General features: G+C 73.4%; 22 protein-coding genes. 19 read left to right on the top strand and 3 right to left on the bottom strand.

Annotated features, from left to right (window positions below):
* The first annotated feature begins 76 nt into the window (after positions 1-76).
* Together OG689_RS07750 and OG689_RS07745 are read left to right on the top strand one after the other, a co-directional pair.
* On the top strand, positions 77-919 hold the full coding sequence (locus tag OG689_RS07750) for a thioesterase family protein (RefSeq protein ID WP_266318885.1): 843 nt from the start codon (positions 77-79) through the stop codon (positions 917-919).
* A gap of 325 nt (positions 920-1,244) precedes the next feature.
* Positions 1,245-2,192, top strand: a complete 948-nt coding sequence (locus OG689_RS07745) for a hypothetical protein (protein ID WP_266318883.1) — start codon at positions 1,245-1,247, stop codon at positions 2,190-2,192.
* A gap of 171 nt (positions 2,193-2,363) precedes the next feature.
* Here OG689_RS07745 and OG689_RS07740 read toward each other — a convergent pair whose 3' ends face one another.
* Positions 2,364-2,867, bottom strand: coding sequence for a transcriptional regulator (locus OG689_RS07740; protein WP_030056198.1), 504 nt, complete (start codon positions 2,865-2,867; stop codon positions 2,364-2,366).
* A gap of 374 nt (positions 2,868-3,241) precedes the next feature.
* On the opposite strand from OG689_RS07740, the gene pyrR reads away from it, so the two are divergent.
* The 14 genes from pyrR (at position 3,242) to OG689_RS07670 (ending at position 20,135) form a co-directional block, all read left to right on the top strand.
* Positions 3,242-3,874: a bifunctional pyr operon transcriptional regulator/uracil phosphoribosyltransferase PyrR gene (pyrR, locus tag OG689_RS07735; RefSeq protein WP_190215752.1), complete on the top strand. Its 633-nt coding sequence runs from the start codon at positions 3,242-3,244 to the stop codon at positions 3,872-3,874.
* Positions 3,875-3,878: 4 nt separating this feature from the next.
* Positions 3,879-4,892 (top strand): aspartate carbamoyltransferase catalytic subunit, encoded by a 1,014-nt coding sequence (locus OG689_RS07730; protein ID WP_266318874.1) that lies wholly within the window; start codon positions 3,879-3,881, stop codon positions 4,890-4,892.
* A 26-nt stretch (positions 4,893-4,918) separates the two neighbouring features.
* The gene (locus tag OG689_RS07725) at positions 4,919-6,223 is read left to right on the top strand and encodes a dihydroorotase (RefSeq protein ID WP_266326946.1); all 1,305 of its coding nucleotides are present in this window, start codon (positions 4,919-4,921) and stop codon (positions 6,221-6,223) included.
* Positions 6,220-6,822, top strand: a complete 603-nt coding sequence (locus tag OG689_RS07720; protein ID WP_266318872.1) for a hypothetical protein — start codon at positions 6,220-6,222, stop codon at positions 6,820-6,822. The genes OG689_RS07725 and OG689_RS07720 overlap by 4 nt, the downstream gene beginning before the upstream one ends.
* Positions 6,819-7,997, top strand: coding sequence for a glutamine-hydrolyzing carbamoyl-phosphate synthase small subunit (gene carA, locus OG689_RS07715; RefSeq protein ID WP_266318870.1), 1,179 nt, complete (start codon positions 6,819-6,821; stop codon positions 7,995-7,997). Before OG689_RS07720 ends, carA begins: the two co-directional genes overlap by 4 nt.
* A gap of 3 nt (positions 7,998-8,000) precedes the next feature.
* A complete protein-coding gene (carB, locus tag OG689_RS07710; RefSeq protein ID WP_266318868.1) occupies positions 8,001-11,309 on the top strand; it encodes a carbamoyl-phosphate synthase large subunit in 3,309 nt (1,102 codons plus the stop codon).
* A 65-nt stretch (positions 11,310-11,374) separates the two neighbouring features.
* A complete protein-coding gene (locus OG689_RS07705) occupies positions 11,375-12,475 on the top strand; it encodes a quinone-dependent dihydroorotate dehydrogenase (RefSeq protein ID WP_266318866.1) in 1,101 nt (366 codons plus the stop codon).
* Positions 12,476-12,755: 280 nt separating this feature from the next.
* Positions 12,756-13,589: an orotidine-5'-phosphate decarboxylase gene (gene pyrF / locus OG689_RS07700; protein WP_266318864.1), complete on the top strand. Its 834-nt coding sequence runs from the start codon at positions 12,756-12,758 to the stop codon at positions 13,587-13,589.
* Between the two features lie 324 nt (positions 13,590-13,913).
* Positions 13,914-14,240, top strand: coding sequence for an integration host factor, actinobacterial type (gene mihF, locus OG689_RS07695; RefSeq protein ID WP_266318863.1), 327 nt, complete (start codon positions 13,914-13,916; stop codon positions 14,238-14,240).
* A gap of 72 nt (positions 14,241-14,312) precedes the next feature.
* On the top strand, positions 14,313-14,870 hold the full coding sequence (gene gmk, locus OG689_RS07690; protein ID WP_266318861.1) for a guanylate kinase: 558 nt from the start codon (positions 14,313-14,315) through the stop codon (positions 14,868-14,870).
* Positions 14,871-14,938: 68 nt separating this feature from the next.
* Positions 14,939-15,205 carry a DNA-directed RNA polymerase subunit omega gene (gene rpoZ, locus OG689_RS07685; RefSeq protein WP_030240625.1) on the top strand — a complete coding sequence of 89 codons (267 nt, stop codon included), beginning with the start codon at positions 14,939-14,941 and terminating at the stop codon, positions 15,203-15,205.
* Between the two features lie 148 nt (positions 15,206-15,353).
* Entirely contained in the window at positions 15,354-16,577 is a 1,224-nt protein-coding gene (gene coaBC / locus OG689_RS07680; RefSeq protein WP_266318859.1) for a bifunctional phosphopantothenoylcysteine decarboxylase/phosphopantothenate--cysteine ligase CoaBC, read from the top strand.
* Positions 16,578-16,749: 172 nt separating this feature from the next.
* Positions 16,750-17,958, top strand: coding sequence for a methionine adenosyltransferase (gene metK, locus OG689_RS07675; protein ID WP_266318858.1), 1,209 nt, complete (start codon positions 16,750-16,752; stop codon positions 17,956-17,958).
* A 95-nt stretch (positions 17,959-18,053) separates the two neighbouring features.
* Entirely contained in the window at positions 18,054-20,135 is a 2,082-nt protein-coding gene (locus OG689_RS07670) for a primosomal protein N' (RefSeq protein WP_266318856.1), read from the top strand.
* A gap of 266 nt (positions 20,136-20,401) precedes the next feature.
* On the opposite strand, the gene OG689_RS07665 is transcribed toward OG689_RS07670, so the two are convergent.
* Positions 20,402-21,031 (bottom strand): hypothetical protein, encoded by a 630-nt coding sequence (locus OG689_RS07665; RefSeq protein ID WP_266318855.1) that lies wholly within the window; start codon positions 21,029-21,031, stop codon positions 20,402-20,404.
* 265 nt (positions 21,032-21,296) lie between these two features.
* Here OG689_RS07665 and def point away from each other — a divergent pair, with 265 nt between their 5' ends.
* The 3 genes from def to OG689_RS07650 all read left to right on the top strand — a co-directional run bounded on the left by def (position 21,297) and on the right by OG689_RS07650 (position 24,577).
* Complete coding sequence (gene def / locus OG689_RS07660) at positions 21,297-21,842, top strand: peptide deformylase (protein WP_266318854.1); 546 nt, start codon at positions 21,297-21,299, stop codon at positions 21,840-21,842.
* An 89-nt stretch (positions 21,843-21,931) separates the two neighbouring features.
* Positions 21,932-22,867 (top strand): methionyl-tRNA formyltransferase, encoded by a 936-nt coding sequence (fmt, locus tag OG689_RS07655; RefSeq protein ID WP_266318852.1) that lies wholly within the window; start codon positions 21,932-21,934, stop codon positions 22,865-22,867.
* 261 nt (positions 22,868-23,128) lie between these two features.
* Positions 23,129-24,577, top strand: coding sequence for a transcription antitermination factor NusB (locus tag OG689_RS07650; protein WP_266318851.1), 1,449 nt, complete (start codon positions 23,129-23,131; stop codon positions 24,575-24,577).
* Between the two features lie 202 nt (positions 24,578-24,779).
* Here OG689_RS07650 and OG689_RS07645 read toward each other — a convergent pair whose 3' ends face one another.
* Positions 24,780-25,991, bottom strand: coding sequence for a PucR family transcriptional regulator (locus tag OG689_RS07645; protein WP_266318849.1), 1,212 nt, complete (start codon positions 25,989-25,991; stop codon positions 24,780-24,782).
* Positions 25,992-26,038: the final 47 nt, after the last annotated feature.

The raw sequence follows: 26,038 nt of genomic DNA, 5'->3' as shown, positions 1-26,038 counted from the left end.
CCGGCCGTGGAGTAGGGTCTGCTACTGGCGAGTAACTCGTCGACCGGGCCACTCATCAGCGGAGGGCGTAGCACCCATGACCACGGCGATTCGCAGCGAGTTCGACCAGGGCATCGCCCTGACCCCGCGCCCCGACGGGCCCGGCCTGTACGACGGCGAGCTCGGCGCCGGCTGGCAGATCGGCGGCGGCATCAACGGCGGGCTGCTGCTCGCGGTGGCCGGCCACGCGCTGTCCCTGCAGCACCCCGAACACCCCGACCCGATGTCGATCAGCGGGTACTACCTCTCCGCCTCGCGCCCCGGCCCGGCCACCGTCAGCACCGAGGTGATCCGCGGCGGCCGCAGCCTCTCCACCGGCACCGCCTCGCTGAGCCAGACCGACGAGCAGGGCCGCTCCGTCGAGCGGCTGCGGGTGCTCGCCAGCTTCGGCGACCTGGGTACGGCCGACGGCGAGGTGCACACCAGCGCCAAGCCGCCGCAGCTGCCGCCGCCGGACCAGTGCATCGGGATGGAGCACGCACCCCCGCAGCTGATCGAACAGGCCGCCCTGCTGGAGCGGTTCGACCTGCGGCTCGACCCGGCCACCGTCGGCTGGGCGCTCGGCCAGCCGTCGAAGAACGGCCGGATCCAGGGCTGGTTCAGACTCGCCGACGGCCGCGACCCCGACCCGCTGCTGCTCCTGCTGGTCGCCGACGCCCTGCCGCCGGTCACCTTCGACCTGGGGCTGCCCGGCTGGGCGCCGACCATCGAGCTGACGGTCCATCTGCGGGCCAGGCCCGTTCCCGGCTGGCTGCGGGTCGTCCACTCCACCCGCAACCTGGCCGGCGGCTACTTCGAGGAGGACGCCGAGATCTGGGACGAGTCCGGCCGACTGGTGGCGCAGTCCCGGCAGCTCGCGCGGGCCCCGCGCTCCGCCTGACCCGCCGTACGCCCGCGCGCCCGGACGCCCGCGTGCCTTCCGGCCCTTCGTGCGCCGTCCCGGACGCCCGCCGTGGACGGTTGTTCGGCGCGTCCGCGCGCCCCGGGGTTCCGCTTCGCGCGCCCGCGTGCGTCGAGTCCAGGCAGCGGTGGGCGGGGGGAACGCGCCCCCCGCGCGCAGTGGCGGATGCCGGGCGTGGCCGACGGCTCACTGTTGGTTACAGGGCTGTGACACGCCGTGCGTGTGCGGCTCCTGAGGGTGGGGAGGAAGAGGAGCAGCGGCAACCCCCCGTCGCTCCCGATTCCCCCGCCCCCAGGAGCCCCCGATGCCCCGCAACGGCCGCCCCCGCCGCACCGCACTCCCCTCCTGCCGGCTGCCGGCCCGGGGGCACCTGCCGGCCGCCCGCGCCGCGGACCAGGGCCTGCCCGCCGGTGGGGGCCCGCGCCCGGGGGGCGCGCCGGAGCCGGGGCGGTGCAGCGAACAGGCCTTCATCACCGGCATCCTGACCAGCCGTGAGGACTTCGAGCGGGCCCGCGCCTGGGGCGTGGCCGACGCCGCCGACTACGACACCTACCTGCTGGACACCGCGGCGCTGCTGGCCGAGGCGCACCGCACCTTCGAGGTGGTCCGGGCCAGGATGTTCCACCCGGTCGACTTCGAGGAGTTCTGCCTGCTGCACCGGCTGGACCCGGCCGAGCCGGCCGCCCGGGACCGCTACCTGGTGAACCCGCCGCTGCAGACCCAGCTGCTGCCGTACCAGGGCGAGGACCTCGCCGGGGACTTCGTCCCGCGCCTGGTCCGGGCCCGCGAGAGCGGCCTGACGCTGCGCCATGTCGACCTGCTGCTGGACGGCGGCCTCTACGGCCGGGACCAGCGCCCGGTCCGGGACGCCTACCAGCGCGGCGCCGAGGTGCTGCGCCGGATCCTGGTCGGTGCGGGCTTCGGGGTGTACGAGTTCCGCTGCACGGTCGACGCGCCGGGCGGGCGGTTGGAGGCGGCGGCCCGGGTCCTGCACTGGGAGGACGGCGTGGTGCGGATCAACGACGAGGACCTGGACCTGGTCTGCGCCGTGCTCTGCGCGGGGCTGGCCCGCGAGCTGCCGGGCGCCGCGCTGCTGCACGGCTCGCAGGGGGCGGCCGCCGACTGCGGGGAGTACCGGGAGGTGGCCTGGGCCTGGGGGAGCGGGGGTCAGGACTGGACCCCGACCCCCGGCGGGGCCGTGCTGTCCGGCATCGCGGCGGCGCCTGGCTTCAGCCTCGGTACGGTGTGCTGAGGCGCGGTCGCGCCCGGGGGGCCGACGACTCGGCATCGCCGCGCGGGGCCCTCGGCGCCGGGCCCCGGCCTCGGCGCCGCCCTGGCGGGCGGGCCCGGGGACGCCGACGGCGCGGCACCCCCGGAGGACCGGGCAGGCACCGCGCCGTGACGTTTCTGCAGACGGGGAGCGTCAGCTCGCGTCCTCCTCGCGCACCGCCCGGCGCGCGTCGGGGTTCAGCACGCCCCAGGAGATCAGCTGCTCGGTGAGGATCGACGGCGACTGGTCGTAGATCACGGCCAGCGTGCGCAGGTCGTCCTGGCGGATCGAGAGCACCTTGCCGTTGTAGTCGCCGCGCTGGCTCTGGATGGTCGCCGCGTAGCGCTGCAGCGGACCGGCCTTCTCGGACGGCACCTGGGTCAGTCTCTCCAGGTCGAGGACCAGGCGCGGCGGCGGCTCGGCCGCGCCGCCCGGAGTGCCGCCGGGCAGCAGCTCCTGGACCGGGACGCCGTAGAACTCAGCCAGCTCGGCCAGCCGCTGCACGGTGACCGCGCGGTCGCCGCGCTCGTACGAACCGACGACGACTGCCTTCCAGCGCCCCTGGGACTTCTCCTCGACACCGTGCAGGGAGAGACCCTGCTGAGTGCGGATCGCTCGGAGCTTGCCCCCGAGTTGCTTCGCGTAGTCGCTGGACATTGGTCTCCCCGGACGAGATTGCTTCGCGTTGAGTGGTGAGCCACGATCGGCCGCCGGCTGTGCGGCCGACAACTGCCCGGCACGCCCTACCGGTGGGTTCGACGTGCGTCTCGTAACTCACTGTGAGGTTACGTAGAGTGAGGTATCTGCGTCAAGCCGAATGGGGCAGTCGTGCGAATGGCTCGCGTCCGGAGCATGAACCACGCCGGTGCGCGGTGGTTGACCTGCGGTGTCGCGAAGCGGAGGGAACCACCCCCGGATCGCCCCCGAACACGCTGTTAGGATGGCCCAGGCTTCCGCCGCGACCGGGGAGGCCCTACCAGACATCCTTTAATGGCCCGTCCTGTGAGGCGGGGAAGGAGGTCGGCTTCGGCATGACCACAGTGAGAGATTCATCGTCCGCACCGCGCCCGCCGCACCAGGTGCTCGACGGCACCGACATCGCCCGGGTGGTGACCCGGATCGCCCACGAGATCGTGGAGCGCGCGAAGGGTGCCGAGGACGTCGTCCTGCTCGGCATCCACACCCGCGGCGTCCATCTGGCCCGCCGGCTGCACGCCAGGCTCACCCAGATCACCGGCCGCGAGATCCCGCTCGGCACCCTGGACATCACGATGTACCGGGACGACCTGCGGCTGAAGCCCGCCCGCGCGCTGGAGCACACCGAGATCCCGACCGGTGGCATCGACGGCAAGCTCGTCATCCTGATCGACGACGTGCTCTTCTCCGGCCGCACCATCCGGGCCGCGCTCGACGCGCTCAGCGACATCGGCCGCCCGCGCGCCGTCCAGCTGGCCGTCCTGGTCGACCGCGGCCACCGCGAGCTGCCGATCCGCGCCGACTACGTGGGCAAGAACCTGCCCACCTCGCTGCGCGAGGCCGTCCAGGTCCAGCTGTCCGACACCGACGGCCGGGACGCCGTCCTGGTCGGCGACCGCGACTACGCGGCCCGCTCCTCGCAGGCCCTCGCCGCCCAGCCGCCCGCCGACCAGCCCCTCCCGGAGTAATCGCGTGAAGCGCCACCTCGTCTCCGCCGCCGACCTCACCCGCGACGACGCGCTGCTGATCCTGGACACCGCCGAGGAGCTGGCCCAGCTCTCCGGCCGCGCCGTGAAGAAGCTGCCCACCCTGCGTGGGCGCACCGTCGTCAACCTCTTCTTCGAGGACTCCACCCGCACCAAGACCTCCTTCGAGGTCGCCGAGAAGCGGCTCTCCGCCGACGTCATCAACTTCTCCGCCAAGGGCTCGTCGGTCTCCAAGGGCGAGAGCCTCAAGGACACCGCGCTGACCCTGCAGGCGATGGGCGCCGACGCGGTGGTCATCCGCCACCACGCGTCCGGCGCGCCGGCCCGCCTCGCGCAGTCCGACTGGCTGCACGGCAGCGTCATCAACGCCGGTGACGGCACCCACGAGCACCCCACCCAGGCCCTGCTCGACGCCTTCACCATGCGCCGGCACCTCAACGCCGGAGGCGGCAACGGCCTGCGGCAGGGGCTGGAGGGGCGGCGGATCACCATCGTCGGCGACGTCCTGCACAGCCGGGTCGCCCGCTCCAACGTGCACCTGCTCACCACCCTCGGCGCCCAGGTCACCTTCGTCGCACCGCCGACGCTGGTGCCGATCGGCATCGAGAACTGGCCGTGCGAGGTCAGCTACGACCTGGAGAGCGTGCTGCCCAAGACCGACGCGGTGATGATGCTGCGGGTGCAGCGCGAGCGGATGAACGCCGCGTTCTTCCCCACCGAGCGGGAGTACTCCCGCCGCTACGGGCTGGACGGCGCCCGTCTCGCCCAGTTGCCCGAGCACGCGATCGTGATGCACCCCGGCCCGATGGTCCGCGGCATGGAGATCACCGCCGAGGTGGCCGACTCCCCGCGCTGCACCGTGGTCGAGCAGGTCGCCAACGGCGTCTCCGTCCGGATGGCCGTCCTGTACCTCCTGCTCGGCGGGGCCGTCTTCGCCGACGGGGCCACCGAGCCCGCCCGCACCGAAGCCCGTACCGACTCCAGTGAGGCCGCCCTGTGAGCGCGCCCAGCGAGGGAACCGACACCATGGTCAGCTACCTGATCCGCAACGCCCAGATCCTCGACGGTGCCCAGCAGGACATCCACATCGCCGACGGCCTGATCCGGGCCATCGGCACCGGCCTGGACGTCGAGGCCGACATCGACATCGACGCCCACGGCCTGGTCGTCCTGCCCGGCCTGGTCGACCTGCACACCCACCTGCGCGAGCCCGGCCGCGAGGACGCCGAGACGGTGCTCACCGGCACCCAGGCGGCGGCCAAGGGCGGCTTCACCGCCGTCCACGCGATGGCCAACACCTTCCCCGTGGCGGACACCGCCGGCGTGGTCGAGCAGGTCTGGCGGCTCGGCCAGGAGTCCGGCTACTGCGACGTGCAGCCGGTCGGCGCCGTCACCGTCGGCCTGGAGGGCAAGAAGCTCGCCGAGCTCGGCGCGATGCACGACTCGGCCGCGAACGTCCGGGTCTTCTCCGACGACGGCAAGTGCGTGGACGACGCGGTCATCATGCGCCGCGCCCTGGAGTACGTGAAGGCCTTCGACGGCGTCGTCGCCCAGCACGCCCAGGAGCCGCGGCTCACCGAGGGCGCCCAGATGAACGAGGGGCAGGTCTCCGGCGAGCTCGGCCTCGGCGGCTGGCCCGCCGTCGCGGAGGAGTCGATCATCGCCCGGGACGTGCTGCTCGCCGCGCACGTCGGCTCCCGCCTGCACGTCTGCCATGTCTCCACGGCCGGCTCGGTGGAGATCATCCGCTGGGCCAAGCAGAAGGGCTGGAACGTCACCGCCGAGGTGACCCCGCACCACCTGCTGCTCACCGACGAGCTCGTCCGCAGCTACGACCCGGTCTACAAGGTCAACCCGCCGCTGCGCACCGAGGCCGACGTGCTGGCGCTGCGCAAGGCGCTCGCCGACGGCACCATCGACGCCGTCGCCACCGACCACGCGCCGCACCCGGACGAGGACAAGGACTGCGAGTGGGCGGTCGCCGCGATGGGCATGGTCGGCCTGGAGACCGCGCTGTCGGTCGTCCAGCAGACCATGGTCGACACCGGCCTGCTGAAGTGGGAGGGCGTCGCCGACCGGATGTCGCACCGCCCGGCGCGGATCGGCCGGCTGTCCGGACACGGCCGCCCCGTCTCGGTCGGTGAGCCGGCGAACCTGGTGCTCTTCGATCCCGCGTACCGTGGGACCGTGAATCCCGACAGCTTCGCCACCCGCAGCCGCAACACCCCCTACCGTGGCCTTGACCTGCCGGGACGGGTGCACGCCACCTTCCTGCGCGGCGTCGCCACGGTCCTCGCCGGGGAGCTGGTCGAGCGCGGCGGGCTCGCGTGAGCGGCCCGACCACGACGGCCCTCACCCTGCTCGCCCGGCAGACCCCGCTGGCCCAGGAGAAGGCCAGGGTCACCGACTGGCCGTCCTACATCGGCTGGGCCGTCGGCCTGCTGATCGTGATCGGGTTGATCTACTGGCTGATGCGCCAGGGCTGGAACTGGCGCCGCACCCTGCAGTCCGGCCTGCCCGCGCTGCCCGCCGTGCCGGCGAGCGCGGGCCCGGTCATCCTGGAGACCAGCGGCCGCTACCACGGCAGCACCACCGCCGGGAACTGGCTGGACCGGGTCGTGGCCCACGGCCTCGGCACCCGCAGCCGCGCCGACCTGACCCTCGGCGAGCAGGGCCTGCTGGTCCTGCGCCCCGGTGACGTGGACCTCTGGATCCCGGCCGAGCAGCTGACCGGCGCCCGGACGGACTCCGGCATCGCCGGCAAGGTCGTGCCGGCCGGACTGCTGGTCGTCACCTGGAGCCTGGACGGCACCGCCCTGGACTCCGGGTTCCGGGCCGACCACCCGGACGAACACGCCGCCTGGGTCGAGGCGGTCAACGAACTCGCAACACGTACGACGAAGACGAAGACGGAAGAGGCCGCCACATGACCGCACCTGCCCCCACCACGCTGCGCTTGAGGCGGGAGCGAGTGCCCGCCGTGCTCGTCCTGGAGGACGGCCGGACCTTCCGCGGCCAGGCCTACGGCGCGGTCGGCGAGACCTTCGGCGAGGCGGTCTTCAACACCGGCATGTCCGGTTACCAGGAGACCCTCACCGACCCCTCGTACCACCGCCAGGTGGTCGTGATGACCGCCCCGCAGATCGGCAACACCGGCTGGAACGACGAGGACGACGAGTCCCGGCAGATCTGGGTCGCCGGTTTCGTGGTCCGCGACCCCGCCCGGGTGCCGTCCAACTGGCGCTCGCTGCGCCCGCTGGAGGAGGAGCTGGGCAACCAGGGCGTCGTCGGCATCAGCGGCATCGACACCCGGGCCCTGACCAGGCACCTGCGCGAGCGCGGTGCCATGCGGGTCGGCATCTTCTCCGGCCCCGCGCTGGCCGACGAGGCCACGCTGCTGGCCCGGGTCGTCCAGGCGCCCGAGATGAAGGGCGCCGACCTCTGCGCCGAGGTCGCCACCAGCGAGCCGTACATCGTGCCGGCCGTGGGCGAGAAGCGCTTCACCGTCGCCGCCGTGGACCTCGGCATCAAGGCGATGACCCCGCAGCGGATGGCCGAGCGCGGCATCGAGGTGCACGTGCTGCCGGCGAACTCCACCGTCGAGGACATCTACGCGGTGAACCCGGACGGCGTGTTCTTCTCCAACGGCCCGGGCGACCCGGCCACCGCCGACCACCAGGTCGCGGTGATGCAGGGCGTGCTGGAGCGCAGGACCCCGCTGTTCGGCATCTGCTTCGGCAACCAGATCCTCGGCCGCGCGCTGGGCTTCGGCACCTACAAGCTGAAGTACGGCCACCGGGGCATCAACCAGCCCGTCCAGGACCGCACCACCGGCAAGGTGGAGGTCACCGCGCACAACCACGGCTTCGCCGTGAACGCGCCGCTGGACAAGGTCAGCGACACCCCGTACGGGCGCGCCGAGGTCTCCCACGTCTGCCTGAACGACAACGTGGTCGAGGGCCTGCAGTGCCTGGACACGCCCGCCTTCAGCGTGCAGTACCACCCGGAGGCCGCCGCGGGCCCGCACGACGCCGCGTACCTCTTCGACCGCTTTGTCGACTTGATGGCCGGCGCCCCGGCCGCCCGCACCACCGCAGGGAGCTGACCCGTGCCGAAGCGCACCGACATCAAGTCCGTCCTGGTGATCGGCTCCGGCCCGATCGTCATCGGCCAGGCCGCCGAGTTCGACTACTCCGGCACCCAGGCCTGCCGCGTGCTGCGGGCCGAGGGCCTGCGGGTCGTCCTGGTCAACTCCAACCCGGCCACGATCATGACCGACCCGGAGATCGCCGACGCCACCTACGTCGAGCCGATCACCCCGGAGTTCGTCGAGAAGATCATCGCCAAGGAGCGCCCCGACGTCCTGCTGCCGACCCTCGGCGGCCAGACCGCGCTCAACACCGCCATCTCGCTGCACGAGAACGGCACCCTCGACAAGTACGGCGTGGAGCTGATCGGCGCCAACGTCGAGGCGATCCACAAGGGCGAGGACCGCCAGCTCTTCAAGGGCGTGGTCGAGGCCGTCAACGCCAAGATCGGCCACGGCGAGTCCGCCCGCTCGGTGATCTGCCACACCATGGACGAGATCATCGCCGGCGTCGACACCCTCGGCGGCTACCCGGTCGTCGTCCGCCCCTCCTTCACCATGGGCGGCGCCGGCTCCGGCTTCGCCCACGACGAGGAGGACCTGCGCCGCATCGCCGGCCAGGGCCTGGCCCTCTCGCCGACCACCGAGGTGCTCCTGGAGGAGTCCATCCTCGGCTGGAAGGAGTACGAGCTGGAGCTGATGCGCGACAAGAGCGACAACGTCGTGGTCGTCTGCTCGATCGAGAACTTCGACCCGATGGGCGTGCACACCGGCGACTCCATCACGGTCGCCCCGTCGATGACGCTGACCGACCGCGAGTACCAGACGCTGCGCGACATCGGCATCGCGATCATCCGCGAGGTCGGCGTCGACACCGGCGGCTGCAACATCCAGTTCGCGATCAACCCGGACGACGGCCGGATCATCGTGATCGAGATGAACCCGCGCGTCTCCCGCTCCTCGGCGCTGGCGTCCAAGGCCACCGGCTTCCCGATCGCCAAGATCGCCGCCAAGCTGGCCGTCGGCTACACGCTCGACGAGATCCCCAACGACATCACCGAGCAGACCCCGGCCTCCTTCGAGCCGACCCTCGACTACGTCGTGGTGAAGGTCCCCCGCTTCGCCTTCGAGAAGTTCCCGTCGGCCGACGCCACCCTCACCACCACCATGAAGTCGGTCGGCGAGGCCATGGCCATGGGCCGCAACTTCCCCGAGGCGCTCAACAAGGCGCTCCGCTCGCTGGAGAAGAAGGGCTCGCAGTTCTCCTGGGCCGGCGAGCCCGGCGACAAGGACGCGCTGCTCACCAAGGCGAAGGTGCCCACCGACGGCCGGATCAACACCGTCATGGAGGCCATCCGGGCCGGCGCCACCCAGGAGGAGGTGTTCGAGGCCACCCGGATCGACCCATGGTTCGTCGACCAGCTCTTCCTGCTGGACGAGATCGCGGCCGAGCTGGGCGAGGCCGAGAAGCTCACCCCGGAGCTGCTGCGCCACGCCAAGCGGCACGGCTTCTCCGACCAGCAGGTCGGCGAGATCCGCGGCCTGAAGCCGGACGTGGTGCGCGAGGTGCGGCACGCGCTGGGCATCCGCCCGGTGTTCAAGACCGTCGACACCTGCGCCGCCGAGTTCGCCGCCAAGACCCCGTACTTCTACTCGTCCTACGACGAGGAGAGCGAGGTCGCGCCGCGCACCAAGCCCGCCGTGATCATCCTCGGCTCGGGCCCGAACCGGATCGGCCAGGGCATCGAGTTCGACTACTCCTGCGTGCACGCCTCCTTCGCGCTCTCCGAGGCCGGGTACGAGACCGTCATGGTCAACTGCAACCCGGAGACCGTCTCCACCGACTACGACACCTCCGACCGGCTCTACTTCGAGCCGCTCACCCTGGAGGACGTCCTGGAGATCGTCCACGCGGAGAAGCAGGCCGGTCCGCTCGCCGGTGTCATCGTCCAGCTCGGCGGCCAGACCCCGCTGGGCCTGGCCCAGGCGCTCAAGGACAACGGCGTGCCGATCGTCGGCACCCAGCCCGAGGCGATCGACCTGGCCGAGGAGCGCGGCGCCTTCGGCCGCGTCCTCAAGGAGGCCGGCCTGCCGGCCCCCAAGCACGGCACCGCCTTCTCCTTCGACGAGGCCAAGGCCATCGCCGACGAGATCGGCTACCCCGTACTGGCCCGCCCGTCCTACGTGCTCGGCGGCCGCGGCATGGAGATCGTCTACGACGAGCCCTCGCTGGCCTCCTACCTGGAGCGGCACGCCGGCCTGATCTCCGAGCACCCGGTGCTCATCGACCGCTTCCTCGACGACGCGGTGGAGATCGACGTCGACGCGCTCTACGACGGCACCGAGCTCTACCTCGGCGGCGTCATGGAGCACATCGAGGAGGCCGGCATCCACTCCGGCGACTCCGCCTGCGCGCTGCCCCCGATCACCCTCGGCGGCTACGACATCAAGCGCCTGCGGACCTCCACCGAGGGCATCGCCAAGGGCGTCGGCGTCCGCGGCCTGATCAACATCCAGTTCGCGCTCTCCGGCGACATCCTCTACGTCCTGGAGGCCAACCCCCGCGCCTCCCGGACGGTGCCGTTCACCTCCAAGGCGACGGCCGTGCCGCTGGCCAAGGCCGCCGCCCGGATCTCGCTCGGCGCCACCATCGCCGAGCTGCGCGCCGAGGGCCTGCTCCCGGCCGAGGGCGACGGCGGCACCCTGCCGGCCGACGCGCCGATCTCCGTCAAGGAGGCCGTGATGCCGTGGAGCCGCTTCCGCGACGTGCACGGCCGCGGCGTCGACACCGTGCTCGGCCCGGAGATGCGCTCCACCGGCGAGGTCATGGGCATCGACAAGGTCTTCGGCACGGCGTACGCCAAGTCGCAGGCCGGCGCCTACGGCGCGCTGCCGACCAAGGGCAAGGTCTTCGTCTCGGTCGCCAACCGCGACAAGCGCAACCTGGTCTTCCCGGCCCGCGCGCTGGTCGAGCTGGGCTTCGAGGTGCTCGCCACCTCCGGCACCGCCGAGGTGCTGCAGCGCGGCGGTATCCCCGCCACCGTGGTGCGCAAGCACAGCGACGGCGAGGGCCCGAACGGCGAGAAGACGATCGTCCAGCTGATCCACGACGGCGAGGTCGACCTCATCATCAACACGCCGTACGGCACCGGCGGGCGCCTCGACGGCTACGAGATCCGCACCGCGGCCGTCTCGCGCGGCGTGCCGTGCCTGACCACCGTCCAGGCGATGGGCGCGGCCGTCCAGGGCATCGACGCGCTGCTGCGCGACGAGGTCGGGGTCATGTCGCTCCAGGAGCACGCCGAGCTGATCAACGCCGGCCGTAAGTAGCACCGCCGAAGTGGGGGGCACCGCGAGCCGGGTGCCCCCCACTTCCATGCCAGGAGGACCACGCTTTGTACAAGACCCTGTTCAACCTCGTCTTCCGGAAGATGGACCCGGAGAAGGCCCACCACCTGGCCTTCTTCTGGATCCGGCTGGCCGCCTCGGTGCCGGGCCTGGGCGTGCTGGTCCGCCTGGTGCTGGCCCCGCGCGACCGCGCGCTGCGCACCACGGCGCTCGGCCTGGACCTGCCGGGCCCGTTCGGCCTCGCGGCCGGCTTCGACAAGGACGGCATCGGCATCGACGGCCTGTCGATGCTCGGCTTCGACTACGTCGAGATCGGCACCGTCACCGGCGAGCCGCAGCCCGGCAACCCGGCGCCGCGGCTGTTCCGGCTGGTGGACGACCGCGCGCTGATCAACCGGATGGGCTTCAACAACCAGGGCTCGGCCCGGGTGGCGGCCCGGCTGGCGGCCCGTCCGCACACCACCTCGACCCCGGTGATCGGCGTCAACATCGGCAAGACCAAGGTCGTCGAGGAGGCTGACGCGATCGGCGACTACGTCAGGAGCACCGAGCGGCTGGCGAAGCACGCCGACTACCTGGTGGTCAACGTCAGCTCGCCGAACACCCCCGGGCTGCGCAACCTGCAGGCCGTCTCGCACCTCGGCCCGCTGCTGCACGAGGTCCGCAAGGCCGCCGACCGGTCCACCGCGCACCACGTCCCGCTGCTGGTCAAGATCGCCCCCGATCTGGCCGACGATGACGTGGACGCGGTCGCCGACCTGGCCCTGGAGCTCGGTCTGGACGGCATCATCGCCACCAACACCACGATCGGCCGGGGCGGCCTGGTGGCCCCCGCCGCGCAGGTCGAGGCGATCGGCATGGGCGGCCTCTCCGGCGCCCCGCTCAAGGACCGCTCGCTGGAGGTGCTGAAGCGCCTGCGGGCCCGCACCGAGGGCCGGCTGACCATCGTCTCGGTCGGCGGCATCGAGACCGCCGAGGACGCCTGGCAGCGGATCACCGCCGGCGCGGACCTGGTGCAGGGCTACAGCGCCTTCATCTACGAGGGCCCGTTCTGGATGCGACGCGTGCACAAGGGCCTCTCGGCCCGGCTGCGGGCCGGCGGCTTCCGCACGCTGGCCGAGGCCGTCGGCAGCGCCAAGGAGAGCTGAACCAGGTCTCCCCGCCGGGCGCCGGCGGACGGACCGGCGGCGGCCGCCCGCGGCTCGGTGGCCGCCGTCCGTCGCCGCCGTCCGTTGCCCGAGGCCCGGCCCGGCCGTCCCTGGCGCCGTCCGGGCCCCCGGGCGCCCCGCGGGCCCGTCCCCGGTGCCGTCCGGGGCCGGCAGGCCGTCGCGGCGCCGCCCGTGCCCGCGCCACCGCCCGTACGGCCCCGCCGCGCGCCCCGGCCCGGCCGCCCCGCCCGACCCCCACCCCTCCCCTGGAAAGGACGTCATGACCCTCGCCCCCTTCGGTACCCGCCTGCGGCACGCCCTCGACACCCGCGGCCAGCTCTGCGTCGGCATCGACCCGCACGCCTCCCTGCTCGCCGCCTGGGGGCTCGGTGACGACATCGCCGGCCTGGAGACCTTCAGCCGCACGGTGGTCGAGGCGCTCGCCGACCGGGTCGCCGTGCTGAAGCCCCAGGCCGCGTTCTTCGAGCGTTTCGGCAGCAAGGGCGTGGCCGTGCTGGAGCGCTCCGTCGCCGACGCCCGGGCCGCCGGCGCACTGGTCCTGATGGACGCCAAGCGCGGCGACATCGGCTCCACCATGGCCGCGTACGCCGAGGCCTTCCTCTCGCCGTCCAGCCCGCTGTTCTCGGACGCCGTGACGGTCAGCCCCTACCTGGGCTTCGGCTCGCTGCGCCCGGCCCTCGACCTGGCGCGGGCGAACGGCGGGGGGGTGTTCGCGCTGGCGCTGACCTCCAACCCGGAGGGGGCCGAGGTGCAGCGCGCGGTGGGCGCCGGCGGTGAGACGGTGGCGGCCTCGGTGCTGCGCCAGCTCGCGGCCGAGAACGCCGGCGCCGAGCCGCTCGGCTCGTTCGGCGCGGTGGTCGGTGCCACGCTGGCCGACGCGGGGGTGGATCTGGCGATCGACGGACCGCTGCTCGCCCCTGGGATCGGCGCGCAGGGCGCCACCATGGCGGACCTGCCGCGGGTGTTCGGCGACGCGGTGCGCAACGTGGTGCCGAGCGTCAGCCGGGACGTGCTCAAGCACGGTCCGTCCGTCCCCGCGCTGCGCGAGGCGGCGCTGCGTTTCGTCGAGGAGTACGCCGCCGCGGTGAAGTGAGCGGGGGTGTCCGGGGCCGGCCGACGGGGGAGCGCAGGCCGGGCCGGGCGCACCGGGCGGGAGTGAGCGCCGTCACACTTGCCCGAAGAGGGGTCGGATTCGCGGCTGTTTTGCCCGGAAAAGTCCTGGTCGGCCTTGGCTGACCAGGACTTTTCGTGTTCTTTTCCTGACGTGGCGGCCCAATCCGGGTAGTGTCCCGCGATAGGTCACCACGGAGCGGCGATTCTCGTCGCTCCCGCAGGTCAGAGCCCTTGGGTTCGCCTGCAGGAGGCCCGTACGACCGTCCTGGCTCATCCCTTCCTTCCACACCCTGAGGTGAACGGCGTGGCTCTTCCGCCCCTTACCCCTGAACAGCGCACAGCAGCGCTCGCCAAGGCCGCCGAGGCTCGGCGGGAGCGCGCCGAGGTGAAGAACCGGCTCAAGCACTCCGGCGCTTCGCTGCACGAGGTCATCAAGGCCGGCAAGGCCGACAACGAGGTCATCGGCAAGATGAAGGTCTCCGCTCTGCTGGAGAGCCTGCCCGGTGTCGGCAAGGTGCGCGCCAAGCAGATCATGGAGCGTCTCGGCATCAGCGAGAGCCGCCGTGTGCGCGGCCTCGGCACGAACCAGATCGCTTCGCTGGAGCGGGAGTTCGGCGGCGCCGCCACCTGACCGCCCACCGGCGAAGCGCATCGACCCTGCCCCGTGGTCTCCGGATCGTCCGCGATCCGGGATAATCGGTGCATGAGTGAGCGTCCGCGGCTGACCGTGCTCTCCGGCCCTTCGGGGGTCGGCAAGAGCACGGTCGTCGCTCATATGAGGAAGCAGCACCCCGAGGTCTGGCTCTCGGTGTCGGTGACCACCCGGCACCCGAGGCCCGGCGAGCAGAACGGGATCCACTACTACTTCGTCGACAACGACGAGTTCGACAAGCTGATCGCCAACGGCGAACTGCTGGAGTGGGCCGTCTTCGCCGGTAACCGGTACGGCACCCCGCGTGCGGCGGTGCTGGAGAAGCTGGACAACGGTGTGCCCGTCCTGCTGGAGATCGACCTGCAGGGTGCCCGCCAGGTGCGGGAGTCGATGGCGGAGGCGCTGCTGCTCTTCCTGGCCCCTCCGAGCTGGGACGAGCTGGTCCGCCGGCTCACCGGCCGGGGTACCGAGCCGCAGGACGTGATCGAGAAGCGGCTGGAAGCGGCCAAGATCGAGCTGGCGGCGGAGTCGGAGTTCGACACGACTCTTGTCAACACCTCGGTCGAGCAGGTAGCGGCCGAACTGCTAGCCTTGCTCGGTGCAGCCTGATCGGATTGGTCGCCCAGACCCGATCTGATCAGCATCTTGTCTTTTCCAACCTTTCGGAAGGTTTTAGCGTGTCCTCTTCCATGACCGCGCCCGAGGGCATCATCAACCCGCCGATCGACGAGCTGCTCGAGGCCACCGACTCCAAGTACAGCCTGGTGATCTACGCCGCCAAGCGCGCGCGCCAGATCAACGCGTACTACTCGCAGCTCGGTGAGGGCCTCCTGGAGTACGTCGGCCCGCTGGTCGACACCCACGTGCACGAGAAGCCGCTGTCGATCGCGCTCCGCGAGATCAACGCCGGCATGCTCACCGCCGAGGCGATCGAGGCCGCCTGAGCAGCCTCCCGCTGCCGCACAGCACCATGACAGGGCCCGCCGGACACGCTCCGGCGGGCCCTGTCATGTGTGCGTGGCGCCACAGTGCGGCCGGGATCTGAAGGGCCGTAGGGTGAGCTGCACCCGAACGGACGGAGAGACAGCCAGCATGAGCGCGACCACGGACCGGACCGACGCCCCGCGCGTCGTCCTCGGTGTCAGCGGCGGCATCGCCGCCTACAAGTCCTGCGAGCTGCTGCGACGGCTGACCGAGTCCGGCCACCAGGTCACCGTGGTCCCCACCGCGGCCGCCCTGCACTTCGTCGGCGAGGCGACCTGGGCCGCCCTCTCCGGCCGCCCGGCCGCCACCGAGACCTGGGAGAGCGTCCACCAGGTCCCGCACGTGCGGATCGGCCAGCAGGCCGACCTGGTCGTGGTCGCCCCCGCCACCGCCGACCTGATGGCCAAGGCGGCCCACGGGCTGGCCGACGACCTGCTCACCAACACCCTGCTCACCGCGCGCTGCCCGGTGGTGTTCGCCCCCGCGATGCACACCGAGATGTGGGAGCACCCGGCCACCCAGGAGAACGTCGCCACCCTGCGCCGCCGGGGGGCGATCGTGCTGGAGCCCGCCGTCGGGCGGCTCACCGGGGTGGACACCGGCAAGGGCAGGCTGCCCGAGCCGTCCGCGATCTTCGAGGCCTGCCGGACGGTGCTGCGCCGCGGCGCCCTCACCACCGACCTGGCCGGCCGCCATGTGGTGGTCTCGGCCGGCGGCACCCGCGAGCCGCTCGACCCGGTGCGCTTCCTCGGCAACCGCTCCTCCGGGAAGCAGGGCTACGCCCTCGCCGCCACCGCGGCCGCGCGCGGCGCCCGAGTGACATTGGTCTCGGCGAACGCGGAGCTGCCGGACCCGGCCGGGGTGGATGTGGTGCACGTCTCCACCGCGCTCCAGCTGCGGGAGGCCGCGCTGAAGGCCGTGGCGGACGCCGACGCGGTGGTGATGGCGGCCGCCGTCGCCGACTTCCGCCCCGCCGAGTACGTCACCGGGAAGATCAAGAAGGTGGACGGGGTCGAGCCCGCCCCGGTCGTCCTGGTGCGCAACCCGGACGTCCTCGCCGAGCTCTCCGCCGACCGGGCCAGGCCCGGGCAACTGGTGGTCGGCTTCGCCGCGGAGACCGACGACGTGCTCGCCAACGGCCGGGCCAAGCTCGCCCGCAAGGGCTGCGACCTGCTGGTCGTGAACGAGGTCGGCGAGCGCAAGGGATTCGGCTCGGACCAGAACGAGGCGGTGGTCCTCGGCGCCGACGGCACCGAAACGGCCGTACCGGTCGGACCGAAGGAAGCGCTGGCCGATGTGGTCTGGGACCTGGTCGCGGCCCGCCTGAGCTGAGGCCCGGGGCGGTCCGCCGTCCGGCTGGATTCCCCGGTGGCCCGTCTTTTCTGCCGGACAACATCCCACTTGCAGGTACCCGCCCGTTACACTCCAGGAATCAAGTCTTTCCGGATGTCCCCGGTCCGCCGGGGGCCTTCAGTCAGCAGCCGCTGCAACCCCAGGGAGCGCTGTGTCTCGCCGCCTGTTCACCTCGGAGTCCGTCACCGAGGGACACCCCGACAAGATCGCTGACCAGATCAGCGACACCATTCTGGACGCGCTCCTCAAGGAGGACCCCACTTCGCGGGTCGCCGTTGAGACGCTGATCACCACCGGCCAGGTGCACATCGCCGGTGAGGTGACCACGAAGGCGTACGCGCCGATCGCCCAGCTGGTCCGGGAAAAGATCCTCGAAATCGGGTACGACAGCTCCAAGAAGGGCTTCGACGGCGCCTCCTGCGGCGTTTCCGTCTCGATCGGCTCCCAGTCGCCCGACATCGCGCAGGGTGTCGACACCGCGTACGAGGCCCGTGTCGAGGGCGATGAGGACGACCTCGACAAGCAGGGCGCCGGCGACCAGGGCCTGATGTTCGGCTACGCGTCGGACGAGACCCCCGAGCTGATGCCGCTGCCCATCACGCTGGCGCACCGCCTCTCCAAGCGACTGTCCGAGGTCCGCAAGAACGGGACCATCCCGTACCTGCGCCCGGACGGCAAGACCCAGGTCACCATCGAGTACGACGGTGACAAGGCCGTCCGCCTCGACACCGTGGTGGTCTCCTCGCAGCACGCCAGCGACATCGACCTGGACTCGCTGCTGACCCCGGACATCCGCGAGTTCGTCGTGGAGCCGGAGCTCAAGGCGCTGGCCGACGAGGGCATCAAGCTGGTGACCGAGGGCTACCGCCTGCTGGTCAACCCGACCGGGCGCTTCGAGATCGGCGGCCCGATGGGCGACGCCGGCCTCACCGGTCGCAAGATCATCATCGACACCTACGGCGGCATGGCCCGCCACGGCGGCGGTGCCTTCTCCGGCAAGGACCCGTCCAAGGTCGACCGCTCCGCCGCGTACGCCATGCGCTGGGTCGCCAAGAACATCGTCGCGGCCGGCCTGGCCACCCGCGCCGAGGTCCAGGTCGCGTACGCGATCGGCAAGGCCGAGCCGGTGGGCCTGTTCGTCGAGACCTTCGGCACCGAGACCGTGCCGGTCCTGAAGATCCAGGAAGCCGTGGTGAAGGTCTTCGACCTGCGCCCGGCCGCGATCATCCGCGACCTGGACCTGCTGCGCCCGATCTACTCGCAGACCGCCGCCTACGGCCACTTCGGCCGTGAGCTGCCGGACTTCACCTGGGAGCGCACCGACCGGGTCGAGCAGCTGAAGCAGGCCGTCCAGGCCTGACCCGCGTACAACCGCCAGGCGGCGGCCGCCCCGTTCCACCGGGGCGGCCGCCGCCTGCGGCTTTGTGTCAGTCCTAGGTGGTAGTACTTGGAGCGATGAGCAGCACAGACGAGGCCGGGGGGAGCGGGGCGCCGGAGCAGCTCGCGTTCATCCGCGAGACGGTCCGCCGCGCCAAGCCGCGTACCTGGCTGGGCGCCCAGCGGGCCGAGCACCTGCCGGTGGCCCGGGTGCTGGTCGACAAGGGGCTGCTCCACCTCGACCAGTTCTTCGACTACGCGGTGCCCGCCAACATGGCCGAGGAGGCCCTGCCGGGCGTCCGGGTCCGGGTCCGCTTCGGGGCGCGGGTGGTGAACGGGCGGCGCGAAGGCGGCGAACTGCACGACGGGTTCATCGTCGAACGCCGGGCCGAGAGCGACTACGCCGGCCCGCTGGCGCCGCTCGCCCAGGTGCTCTCGCCCGAGCCCGTGCTCACCCCCGCCCTGCTGCGGCTCTGCCGCACGGTCGCCGACCGGTACGCCGGCACCCTCGCGGACGTGCTCCAGCTGGCCGTGCCGCCCCGGCACGCCAAGGCCGAGGCCGAGCCCTCCCCGCCACCGGCGCCGCTGCCCGCCGCTCCCGAGCCGGGCAGCTGGAGCCGCTACCCGCAGGGGCCGGAGTTCCTGGCGGCGCTCGCCGCCGGCCACGCGCCGCGCGCGGTCTGGACGGCGCTGCCCGGCCCGAGCTGGCCGCAGGAGATCGCCCGGGCCGTCGCCGCCACCCTGGCGGGCGGTCGCGGCGCCCTGGTCGTGCTGCCCGACGGGCGGTCCACCGCCCGGGTCGACGAGGCCCTCACCGAGCTGCTCGGCGGGGGCCTGCACGCCACCCTCGCCGCCGACCTCGGCCCCAAGGAGCGCTACCGGCGCTGGCTGGCGGTCAGCCGGGGCTCGGTCCGCGCCGCCGTCGGCACCCGGGCGGCGATGTTCGCCCCCGTCCGCGACCTCGGCCTGGTCGTGGTCTGGTCGGACGGCGACGGCAGCCACGCCGACCCGCGCGCCCCGCACCCGCACGTGCGCGAGGTCGCGCTGCTGCGCGCCGCCGAGGAGGGGGCGGGCGTGCTCCTCGGGGGGCACGCGGTCACCGTGGAGGGCGCGCAGCTGGTGAACACCGGCTGGGCCCGCCCCCTGGCCGCCGACCGGGCGACCGTCCGGGAGGTCGCCCCCCGGGTCCGGACCGTCACCGACCAGGACCAGGCCCGGGACGCCGCCGCCCAGCAGGCCCGGCTGCCCAGCCTGGCCTGGCAGGCCGCCAGGGAGGCGCTGGCCACCGGCCCGGTGCTGATCCAGGTGCCCCGGCGCGGCTATGTGCCCCGGCTGGCCTGCGACCGCTGCCGCACACCCGCCCGCTGCCGGCACTGCGAGGGGCCGCTGGAGGCGGCCTCGTCGGACGCGCCGCTGCGCTGCGGCTGGTGCGGGGAGGCCGAGGAGCGGTGGCACTGCACGGAATGCGGCTCGTTCCGGCTGCGGGCCCAGGTGGTCGGCGCCCGGCGGACGGCGGAGGAGCTCGGCAAGGCGTTCCCGAGGATCCCGGTCCGCACCTCCGGGCGGGACGCGGTACTGCTCTCGGTGCCGGCCGAGCCCGCGCTGGTGATCTCCACCCCGGGCGCCGAACCGGTGGCCGAGGGCGGCTACGCGGCGGCGCTGCTGCTGGACGGCTGGGCACTGCTGAGCCGGCCCGACCTGCGGGCGGGGGAGGAGGCGCTGCGGCTCTGGCTGGCGGCCGCCGCGCTGGTCCGGCCGGCGAGCGAGGGCGGCACGGTGGTGGTCGTGGCGGAGCCGACCGCCCGGGCCGTCCAGGCGCTGATCCGGTGGGACCCGGCCGGCCATGCCGCCTTCGAGCTGGAGGAACGGGCCCAGCTGCACTTCCCGCCGGTCTCCCGGATGGCCTCGCTCACCGGCTCGCCGGCGGCGGTGGCCGACCTGCTCGGCCTCACCAGGCTGCCGGAGGGCGCGGACGTTCTCGGCCCGGTGCCGGTGCCGGGCGGGCGGCGCGGCGAGGAGGTCGAGCGGGCCCTGCTCCGGGTGGCTCCCGGCCAGGGGGCCGCGCTGGCCTCCGCGCTGAAGGCGGCGCAGATCGCCCGGATCGCGCTGCGGACGCCCGAGCCGGTGAAGGTGCGGATCGACCCGCTGGAGATCGGGTGACGGCAGGCGGCCCCGGCCGGGCGCCGGGAGCCGACCGGCCCCGCGGGTGTTCGGCGGCGCATGGAGCCTTCGAACGCGGCTGAGCCGGTTCGCCCAGCCGGCTCACCGAGTTCGTTCGCCCGGGCCCCGGTGCCGAGCCTGTTCGTCGGACTCGCCGGGCGGTCTCGTATGTCGGGCCCGTTGGTCGGACTCGTGCGTCGGACTCGTGCGTCGGGCCCGGGCCGGGCGAACGGGCCGGACGGCAGCCCGGCCCGGTCGCGGCCCGGTCAGCCGCGGATCTGCAGGCCCGAGCGGTTCAGACCGCCCTGGCGGGCCGCCGGGACGGTCGCCGCCAGCCCGGGACCGCCGCCGGCCGGCGCGCCGACGCCCGGCGAGCCCATCCCCGGCGACCCCATGGGCCGGTCGCCGATACCCGGCGAACCCAGGCCCGACGCAGTCGTCGCCGGCCCGGCCGCGGCCGCGGCCGCCACCTCCTCGGACCGCTCCCCGCGCCCCTGCACGGGCCCGGCCGGCGACGGGATGCCACCCGCCGCCAGCAGCTCGCCGGCCGGGCGGCGCATCCCGTACCGCCGGTGCACGGCCTGCTTGGTCACGCCCAGCGCGGAGCCCACCGAGTCCCAGGAGAAGCCCAGTGCCCGGTCGAACTCCACCGCCGCCGCCACCAGCGTCTCCACGCTCTCGCGCAGCTCCTGCGCGAGCCGTACGGTCGGCGCCGGGGCCCGTCCGTACACCACGAAGCCCGCGGAGGTGCTCGGCCGCCGGGGGCGGTAGACGTTGCCCAACTGGGCGGTGAGCGTCCGCAGCGCGTCGACCTGCCGCCTCACCCGCTCGATGTCCCGCACCAGCAGGTGCAGGCTCGCCCGCGCCCGGGCGTCGTGATTGATCTGCTCGGCCATGGCCTACGTGCCACCTTCCGTACGGTCAGCTCGGTCGGGGCGGCTCTCCGGTGCCCCGGTCAATCTCACTTGACCAACGCCCGACCAGGGGCCGGGGTCACGCAGCGGAGGCACTCGGGATATGCCAGAACGCCCGCGGCCGGCCCGCCGACCGCCCGCCGCCCCTGCCCGTGCCGGATCGCGGGGGCGGGCCGCGCGCCCGGGCGGATTGCATAGACTTGCCGACGGCCAGCAGCCGAATCCGACCGGACGGGAGTCCACCACCTTGCCGATCCAGCCGATCCGCATCTTCGGGGATCCTGTCCTGCGGGCCACCGCACAGCCGGTGGCCACCTTCGACAAGGAACTGCGCACGCTGGTCAAGGACCTCACCGACACCATGCTGGACGCCCCCGGAGCCGGCCTGGCCGCGCCTCAACTCGGCATCTCGCTGCGGGTGTTCACGTACCACGTGGACGGCGTCACCGGGCACCTGGTGAACCCGGACCTCAGCCTCAGCGAGGAGGAGCAGGAAGGCCCCGAGGGTTGCCTCTCGCTGCCGGGCCTGCGCTTCGACACCCGGCGCGCCTTCGGCGTGGTCGCCAAGGGCTTCGACATGTACGGCGAGCCGGTCACCGTGGAGGGCACCCAACTGCTCGCCCGGTGCATCCAGCACGAGACCGACCACCTGGACGGCATCATCTTCATCGACCGCCTCGACCGTGAGCGGCGCAAGGCCGCCCTCAAGGCGATCCGGGAGTCCGACTGGGGCGACGGACCCGCCCCGACCGTCCGGGTCTCCCCGCACAGCACCTTCGGCGCGGCCCGCTGACGACCGGTCCGCCCGGTCCGGCCCCCGCCCCGCCCTCAGCGCCTCGGATCAGCTCAGCCCCCGCCCAGCCCCCTACCGGAAGGCCCTTGATGCGCCTCGTCTTCGCCGGCACCCCCGAGGTCGCCGTTCCCGCCCTGGAGGCCCTGCTGGCCTCCGACCGGCACGAGGTCGTCGCGGTGGTCACCCGCCCCGACGCCCCCGCCGGCCGCGGCCGCAAACTGGTCGCCAGCCCGGTCGCCCAGCGCGCCGAGGAGGCCGGGATCGAGATCCTCAAGCCCGCGAAGCCCAGCGACCCGGACTTCCTGGCCCGGCTCGCCGAGATCGCCCCCGACTGCTGCCCGGTGGTCGCGTACGGCGCGCTGATCCGCCCGGGCGCGCTGGAGCTCCCCACCCACGGCTGGGTCAACCTGCATTTCTCGCTGCTGCCGGCCTGGCGCGGCGCCGCGCCCGTCCAGCACGCCGTGCTGGCCGGCGACGAGGTGACCGGGGCCTCGACCTTCCGGATCGAGCAGGGCCTGGACTCCGGCCCGGTGTTCGGCGTCATCACCGAGGAGATCCGCCCCAGCGACACCAGCGGCGAACTGCTCACCCGGCTCGCCCACTCCGGCGCGCGCCTGCTGAGCGCCACCATGGACGGCATCGAGGACGGCGGGCTCAAGGCCGTCCCGCAGCCCGCCGACGGCATCACCCTCGCCCCGAAGATCTCGGTCGAGGACGCCCGGATCGACTGGCAGCACCCCGCCCTGCGGATCGACCGGGTGGTGCGCGGCTGCGCCCCGGCCCCCGGCGCGTGGACCACCTTCCGCGGCGAGCGGCTCAAGATCTCCGGGCCGGTCACGCTGCTCCCCGGCAGCGCCGAACTCGCCCCCGGGGTGCTGGCGGTCGACAAGAACAGCCTCCGGGCCGGCACCGGCAGCCACGACATCGAGTTCGGTGAGGTCCAGCCGCAGGGCAAGAAGCCGATGCGCGCCGCGGACTGGGCCCGCGGGGCCCGGATCGAGTCCGGCGAGCAGCTCGGACTCTGAGCCTCAGGTTCAGCTTCACCTCCCGCCCGTTCTACCGTGGAGTACCCGCTCCACCGCGGGGCACCGGCCGGCCCGGCCGCTGCCCCGCGTACGGGCCCCGGCGCCGGGGCACCCCGGCGGCGGCCCGCCCCCGCGGCGGCCCACCGCCGGGTGCTCCCGCGCCGGACCCGGCTCCCGCACCGCCGAGTCCAGGGCACCCCGATCCGGGCAGTCCCGCCGGACCGGACCATCCGTAAACCCCGCAGCACATTGAGGCACCAGATGAGCACCCCCGGCAGCACCCCCGGCGCCAAGCGCCCCCCTCGCCCGCACCGCCGCCCCAAGAAGGACCCGGCGCGGATGGTCGCCTTCCGCGCCCTGCGGGCCGTCGACGAGCGCGACGCGTACGCCAACCTGATCCTGCCCTCGCTGCTCCGCGAGGCCGAGCAGAAGCAGAACCTGGACCGCCGGGACGCCGCCCTCGCCACCGAGCTCGTCTACGGCACCCTGCGGCTCCAGGGCACCTACGACGCCGTCATCGCCGCCTGCATCGACCGGCCCCTGCGCGAGGTGGACCCGCCCGTCCTGGACGTCCTCTCGCTCGGCGCGCACCAGCTGCTCACCACCCGCATCCCCAGCCACGCCGCGGTCTCCGCGACCGTCGAGCTGGCCCGCGCCGTGCTCGGCGACGGCAAGGCCAAGTTCGTCAACGCCGTCCTGCGCCGGATCAGCGCCCAGGACCTCGACGCCTGGATCGCCCAGGTCGCCCCGCCGTACGAGAAGGACGCCGAGGACCACCTCGCCGTCGTCCACTCGCACCCGCGCTGGGTCGTCTCCGCGCTCTGGGACTCGCTCGGCCGCTGGCAGCCGGACGCCTCCGGGCGCACCGCACTGGAGGAGCTGCTGCGCGCCGACAACGAGCGGCCCGAGGTCACCCTGGTCGCCCGGCCCGGGCGGGCCACCGCGGCGGAACTGTCCGAGGCGCTGCCCGAGTCCACCCCCGGCCGCTGGTCGCCCTACGCGGTGCGGCTGGCCGAGGGCGGCGACCCGGGCACCCTGGAGCCGGTGAAGGAGAACCGCGTCGGCGTCCAGGACGAGGGCAGCCAGCTGGTCGCGCTCGCCCTGGCCGCCGCGCCGCTGGACGGCGACGACCGCCTCTGGCTGGACGGCTGCGCGGGGCCCGGCGGCAAGGCCGCACTGCTCGCGGCCCTCGCCGCGCAGCGCGGCGCCGCCCTGGTCGCCAGCGAGAAGCAGCCGCACCGGGCCCGGCTGGTGGCCCGCGCGCTGGAGGGCAACCCCGGCCCGTACACCGTGATCGCCGCCGACGGCACCCGGCCCGCCTGGCGGCCGGGCACCTTCGACCGCGTCCTGGTCGACGTCCCCTGCTCCGGTCTGGGCGCGCTGCGCCGCCGTCCGGAGGCCCGCTGGCGCCGCCGGCCCGAGGACATCGCCGCCTTCGGGCCGCTCCAGCGGGACCTGCTGCGCGGCGCCGTCGCCGCCACCCGGATCGGCGGCGTGGTCGGCTACGCCACCTGCTCGCCGCACCTCGCCGAGACCCGGGCCGTGGTCGACGACGTGCTGCGGGAGGAGGGCGGCCGGCTGGAGTGGATCGACGCCCGGCCGCTGCTTCCGGGCGTCCCGGCGCTCGGTGACGGGCCGGACGTCCAGCTCTGGCCGCACCTGCACGGCACCGACGCGATGTACCTGGCGCTGCTTCGGCGCACCGCCTGACCGCACGGGGGGACCGCCTGACCGCACGGCGGACCGTACGCCGGACGGCAGGTGCCGGCGGGCCAGGATGTACGGGCCCCGCCGGCACCGGCCGGTTCCGTCCGAGATGTTGCGCCGACGGTCCGTCCCGGGCCGAGCGGTCCACGCGGTGTACCCGGTTGCCCGGGGGCCGCGGAACCGCGACGCATCAGGCCGTCCGGCCTCAGCCGTCGGACTGCCCGCGGCGCTGGACGGCCAGCGCCCGCAGTGCCACCTCGGTCGCGAACCGGTCGTCGGGGTCGGCGAGTTGCTGACCGAAGGCGCGGTCGAGGATCCGCATCCGGTAGCGGACCGTCTGCGGGTGGACACCCAGCAGCCGGGCCATCTCGGCGGCCGTGCCCCGGGTGGTGAGCCAGGTCAGCAGGGTGTCGACCAGCCGGCTGCGCTGGGCCGGGGTGAGCGCGGCCAGCGGGCCGAGGTACTTCTTCGCCAACTGGGCGACCAGGGCCGGGTCCCGGAGCAGCCAGAGCGGGAGCAGGTGGTCCTCGCAGGACACCACCGGTCCGCCGTCGACGATGCCGGCCGAGGCCAGGGCGAGGGCGTGCCGGGCCCAGCGCAGCGAGTCCGCGGCCTCGGCCAGCGGGGTGGTGAGCCCGTAGGCCGCCCGGCAGCCCTCCAGTGCCCGGTCGAGCGCTGCCCGCCGCTGCGGGGTGAGTGGCCCGGGGACCAGCAGGTGCGGTTCGGGGACGGCCAGGTCGAGCAGGACGTCCTTGTCGAGCAGGCCGGTCGGCGGCGGCGTGCCGGCGTCCACCGCGACCATGGTGACCTCCGCGGGTAACGGCCAGGCCGCGTGCTCGGCCAGCTCGACCAGGGCGTTGCGGGCCACCGAGGAGCCGGTGAGGATTCGTCGCAGCAGCTGCCGGCGCCGGTTGTCCGGCTCCTCGCCGAGTTCGGCCATGGCCTGCAGGTAGCCCTCGCGGGAGAGCGCGGCGAGGTCGCCCATGTAGGCGAAGAGCGCGTCGGCGAAGGACAGCATCACGGTGGCGGAGAGGTTGTAGCGCTTGCCCAGCGTCCTGGCCCGGCGCAGCGCGGTCTGGCAGCCGATCCGGTAGGCCTCCTGCAGCATGTCCAGGCTGCGGCCCTCGTAGGCCTCGAAACGGCCGAAGCGGCGGCAGATGTCGTCCCGCAGCACCGTGGTGGCGGTGGGGACGGCGATCTGGTCGACGAAGGCCGCGATGTTCTGCTCGATGCCGAGCCGGATCACCCGCGCGTTCGGGCCCTCCATCAGCGGCTTGTACTCCGGGATCGCCGCCACGATCTCGCTCGCCATCTCCTTGAGCAGGCCTGGGAGTTCGGGGCGCATGATCATGGCCAACTCGCGCGGCATCGGTCCCATCGGCTCGCCGCGCTCCGTCAGCTGCCTGGCTACGGCCATACCTGTTTACCCCCTGAGCTCTCCGTCCCCTCGTGGCCGTCGCGGGC

It is taken from the genome of Kitasatospora sp. NBC_00240 (assembly GCF_026342405.1).
In the GTDB taxonomy this organism is placed as follows: Bacteria; Actinomycetota; Actinomycetes; order Streptomycetales; family Streptomycetaceae; genus Kitasatospora.
The sequence above is the reverse complement of the archived record's forward strand: the minus strand, read 5'-3'. Positions and strand labels throughout refer to the sequence as shown.

Coding starts and splice junctions, on each gene's coding strand:
- OG689_RS07670 (WP_266318856.1), top strand. CDS start 18,054: ATGAGCAGCACAGACGAGGCCGGGGGGAGCGGGGCGCCGGAGCAGCTC.
- pyrF (WP_266318864.1), top strand. CDS start 12,756: ATGACCCTCGCCCCCTTCGGTACCCGCCTGCGGCACGCCCTCGACACC.
- OG689_RS07740 (WP_030056198.1), bottom strand. CDS start 2,867: ATGTCCAGCGACTACGCGAAGCAACTCGGGGGCAAGCTCCGAGCGATC.
- pyrR (WP_190215752.1), top strand. CDS start 3,242: ATGACCACAGTGAGAGATTCATCGTCCGCACCGCGCCCGCCGCACCAG.
- carA (WP_266318870.1), top strand. CDS start 6,819: ATGACCGCACCTGCCCCCACCACGCTGCGCTTGAGGCGGGAGCGAGTG.
- gmk (WP_266318861.1), top strand. CDS start 14,313: ATGAGTGAGCGTCCGCGGCTGACCGTGCTCTCCGGCCCTTCGGGGGTC.
- coaBC (WP_266318859.1), top strand. CDS start 15,354: ATGAGCGCGACCACGGACCGGACCGACGCCCCGCGCGTCGTCCTCGGT.
- OG689_RS07665 (WP_266318855.1), bottom strand. CDS start 21,031: ATGGCCGAGCAGATCAATCACGACGCCCGGGCGCGGGCGAGCCTGCAC.
- OG689_RS07745 (WP_266318883.1), top strand. CDS start 1,245: ATGCCCCGCAACGGCCGCCCCCGCCGCACCGCACTCCCCTCCTGCCGG.
- OG689_RS07650 (WP_266318851.1), top strand. CDS start 23,129: ATGAGCACCCCCGGCAGCACCCCCGGCGCCAAGCGCCCCCCTCGCCCG.
- OG689_RS07750 (WP_266318885.1), top strand. CDS start 77: ATGACCACGGCGATTCGCAGCGAGTTCGACCAGGGCATCGCCCTGACC.
- OG689_RS07725 (WP_266326946.1), top strand. CDS start 4,919: ATGGTCAGCTACCTGATCCGCAACGCCCAGATCCTCGACGGTGCCCAG.
- fmt (WP_266318852.1), top strand. CDS start 21,932: ATGCGCCTCGTCTTCGCCGGCACCCCCGAGGTCGCCGTTCCCGCCCTG.
- OG689_RS07645 (WP_266318849.1), bottom strand. CDS start 25,991: ATGGCCGTAGCCAGGCAGCTGACGGAGCGCGGCGAGCCGATGGGACCG.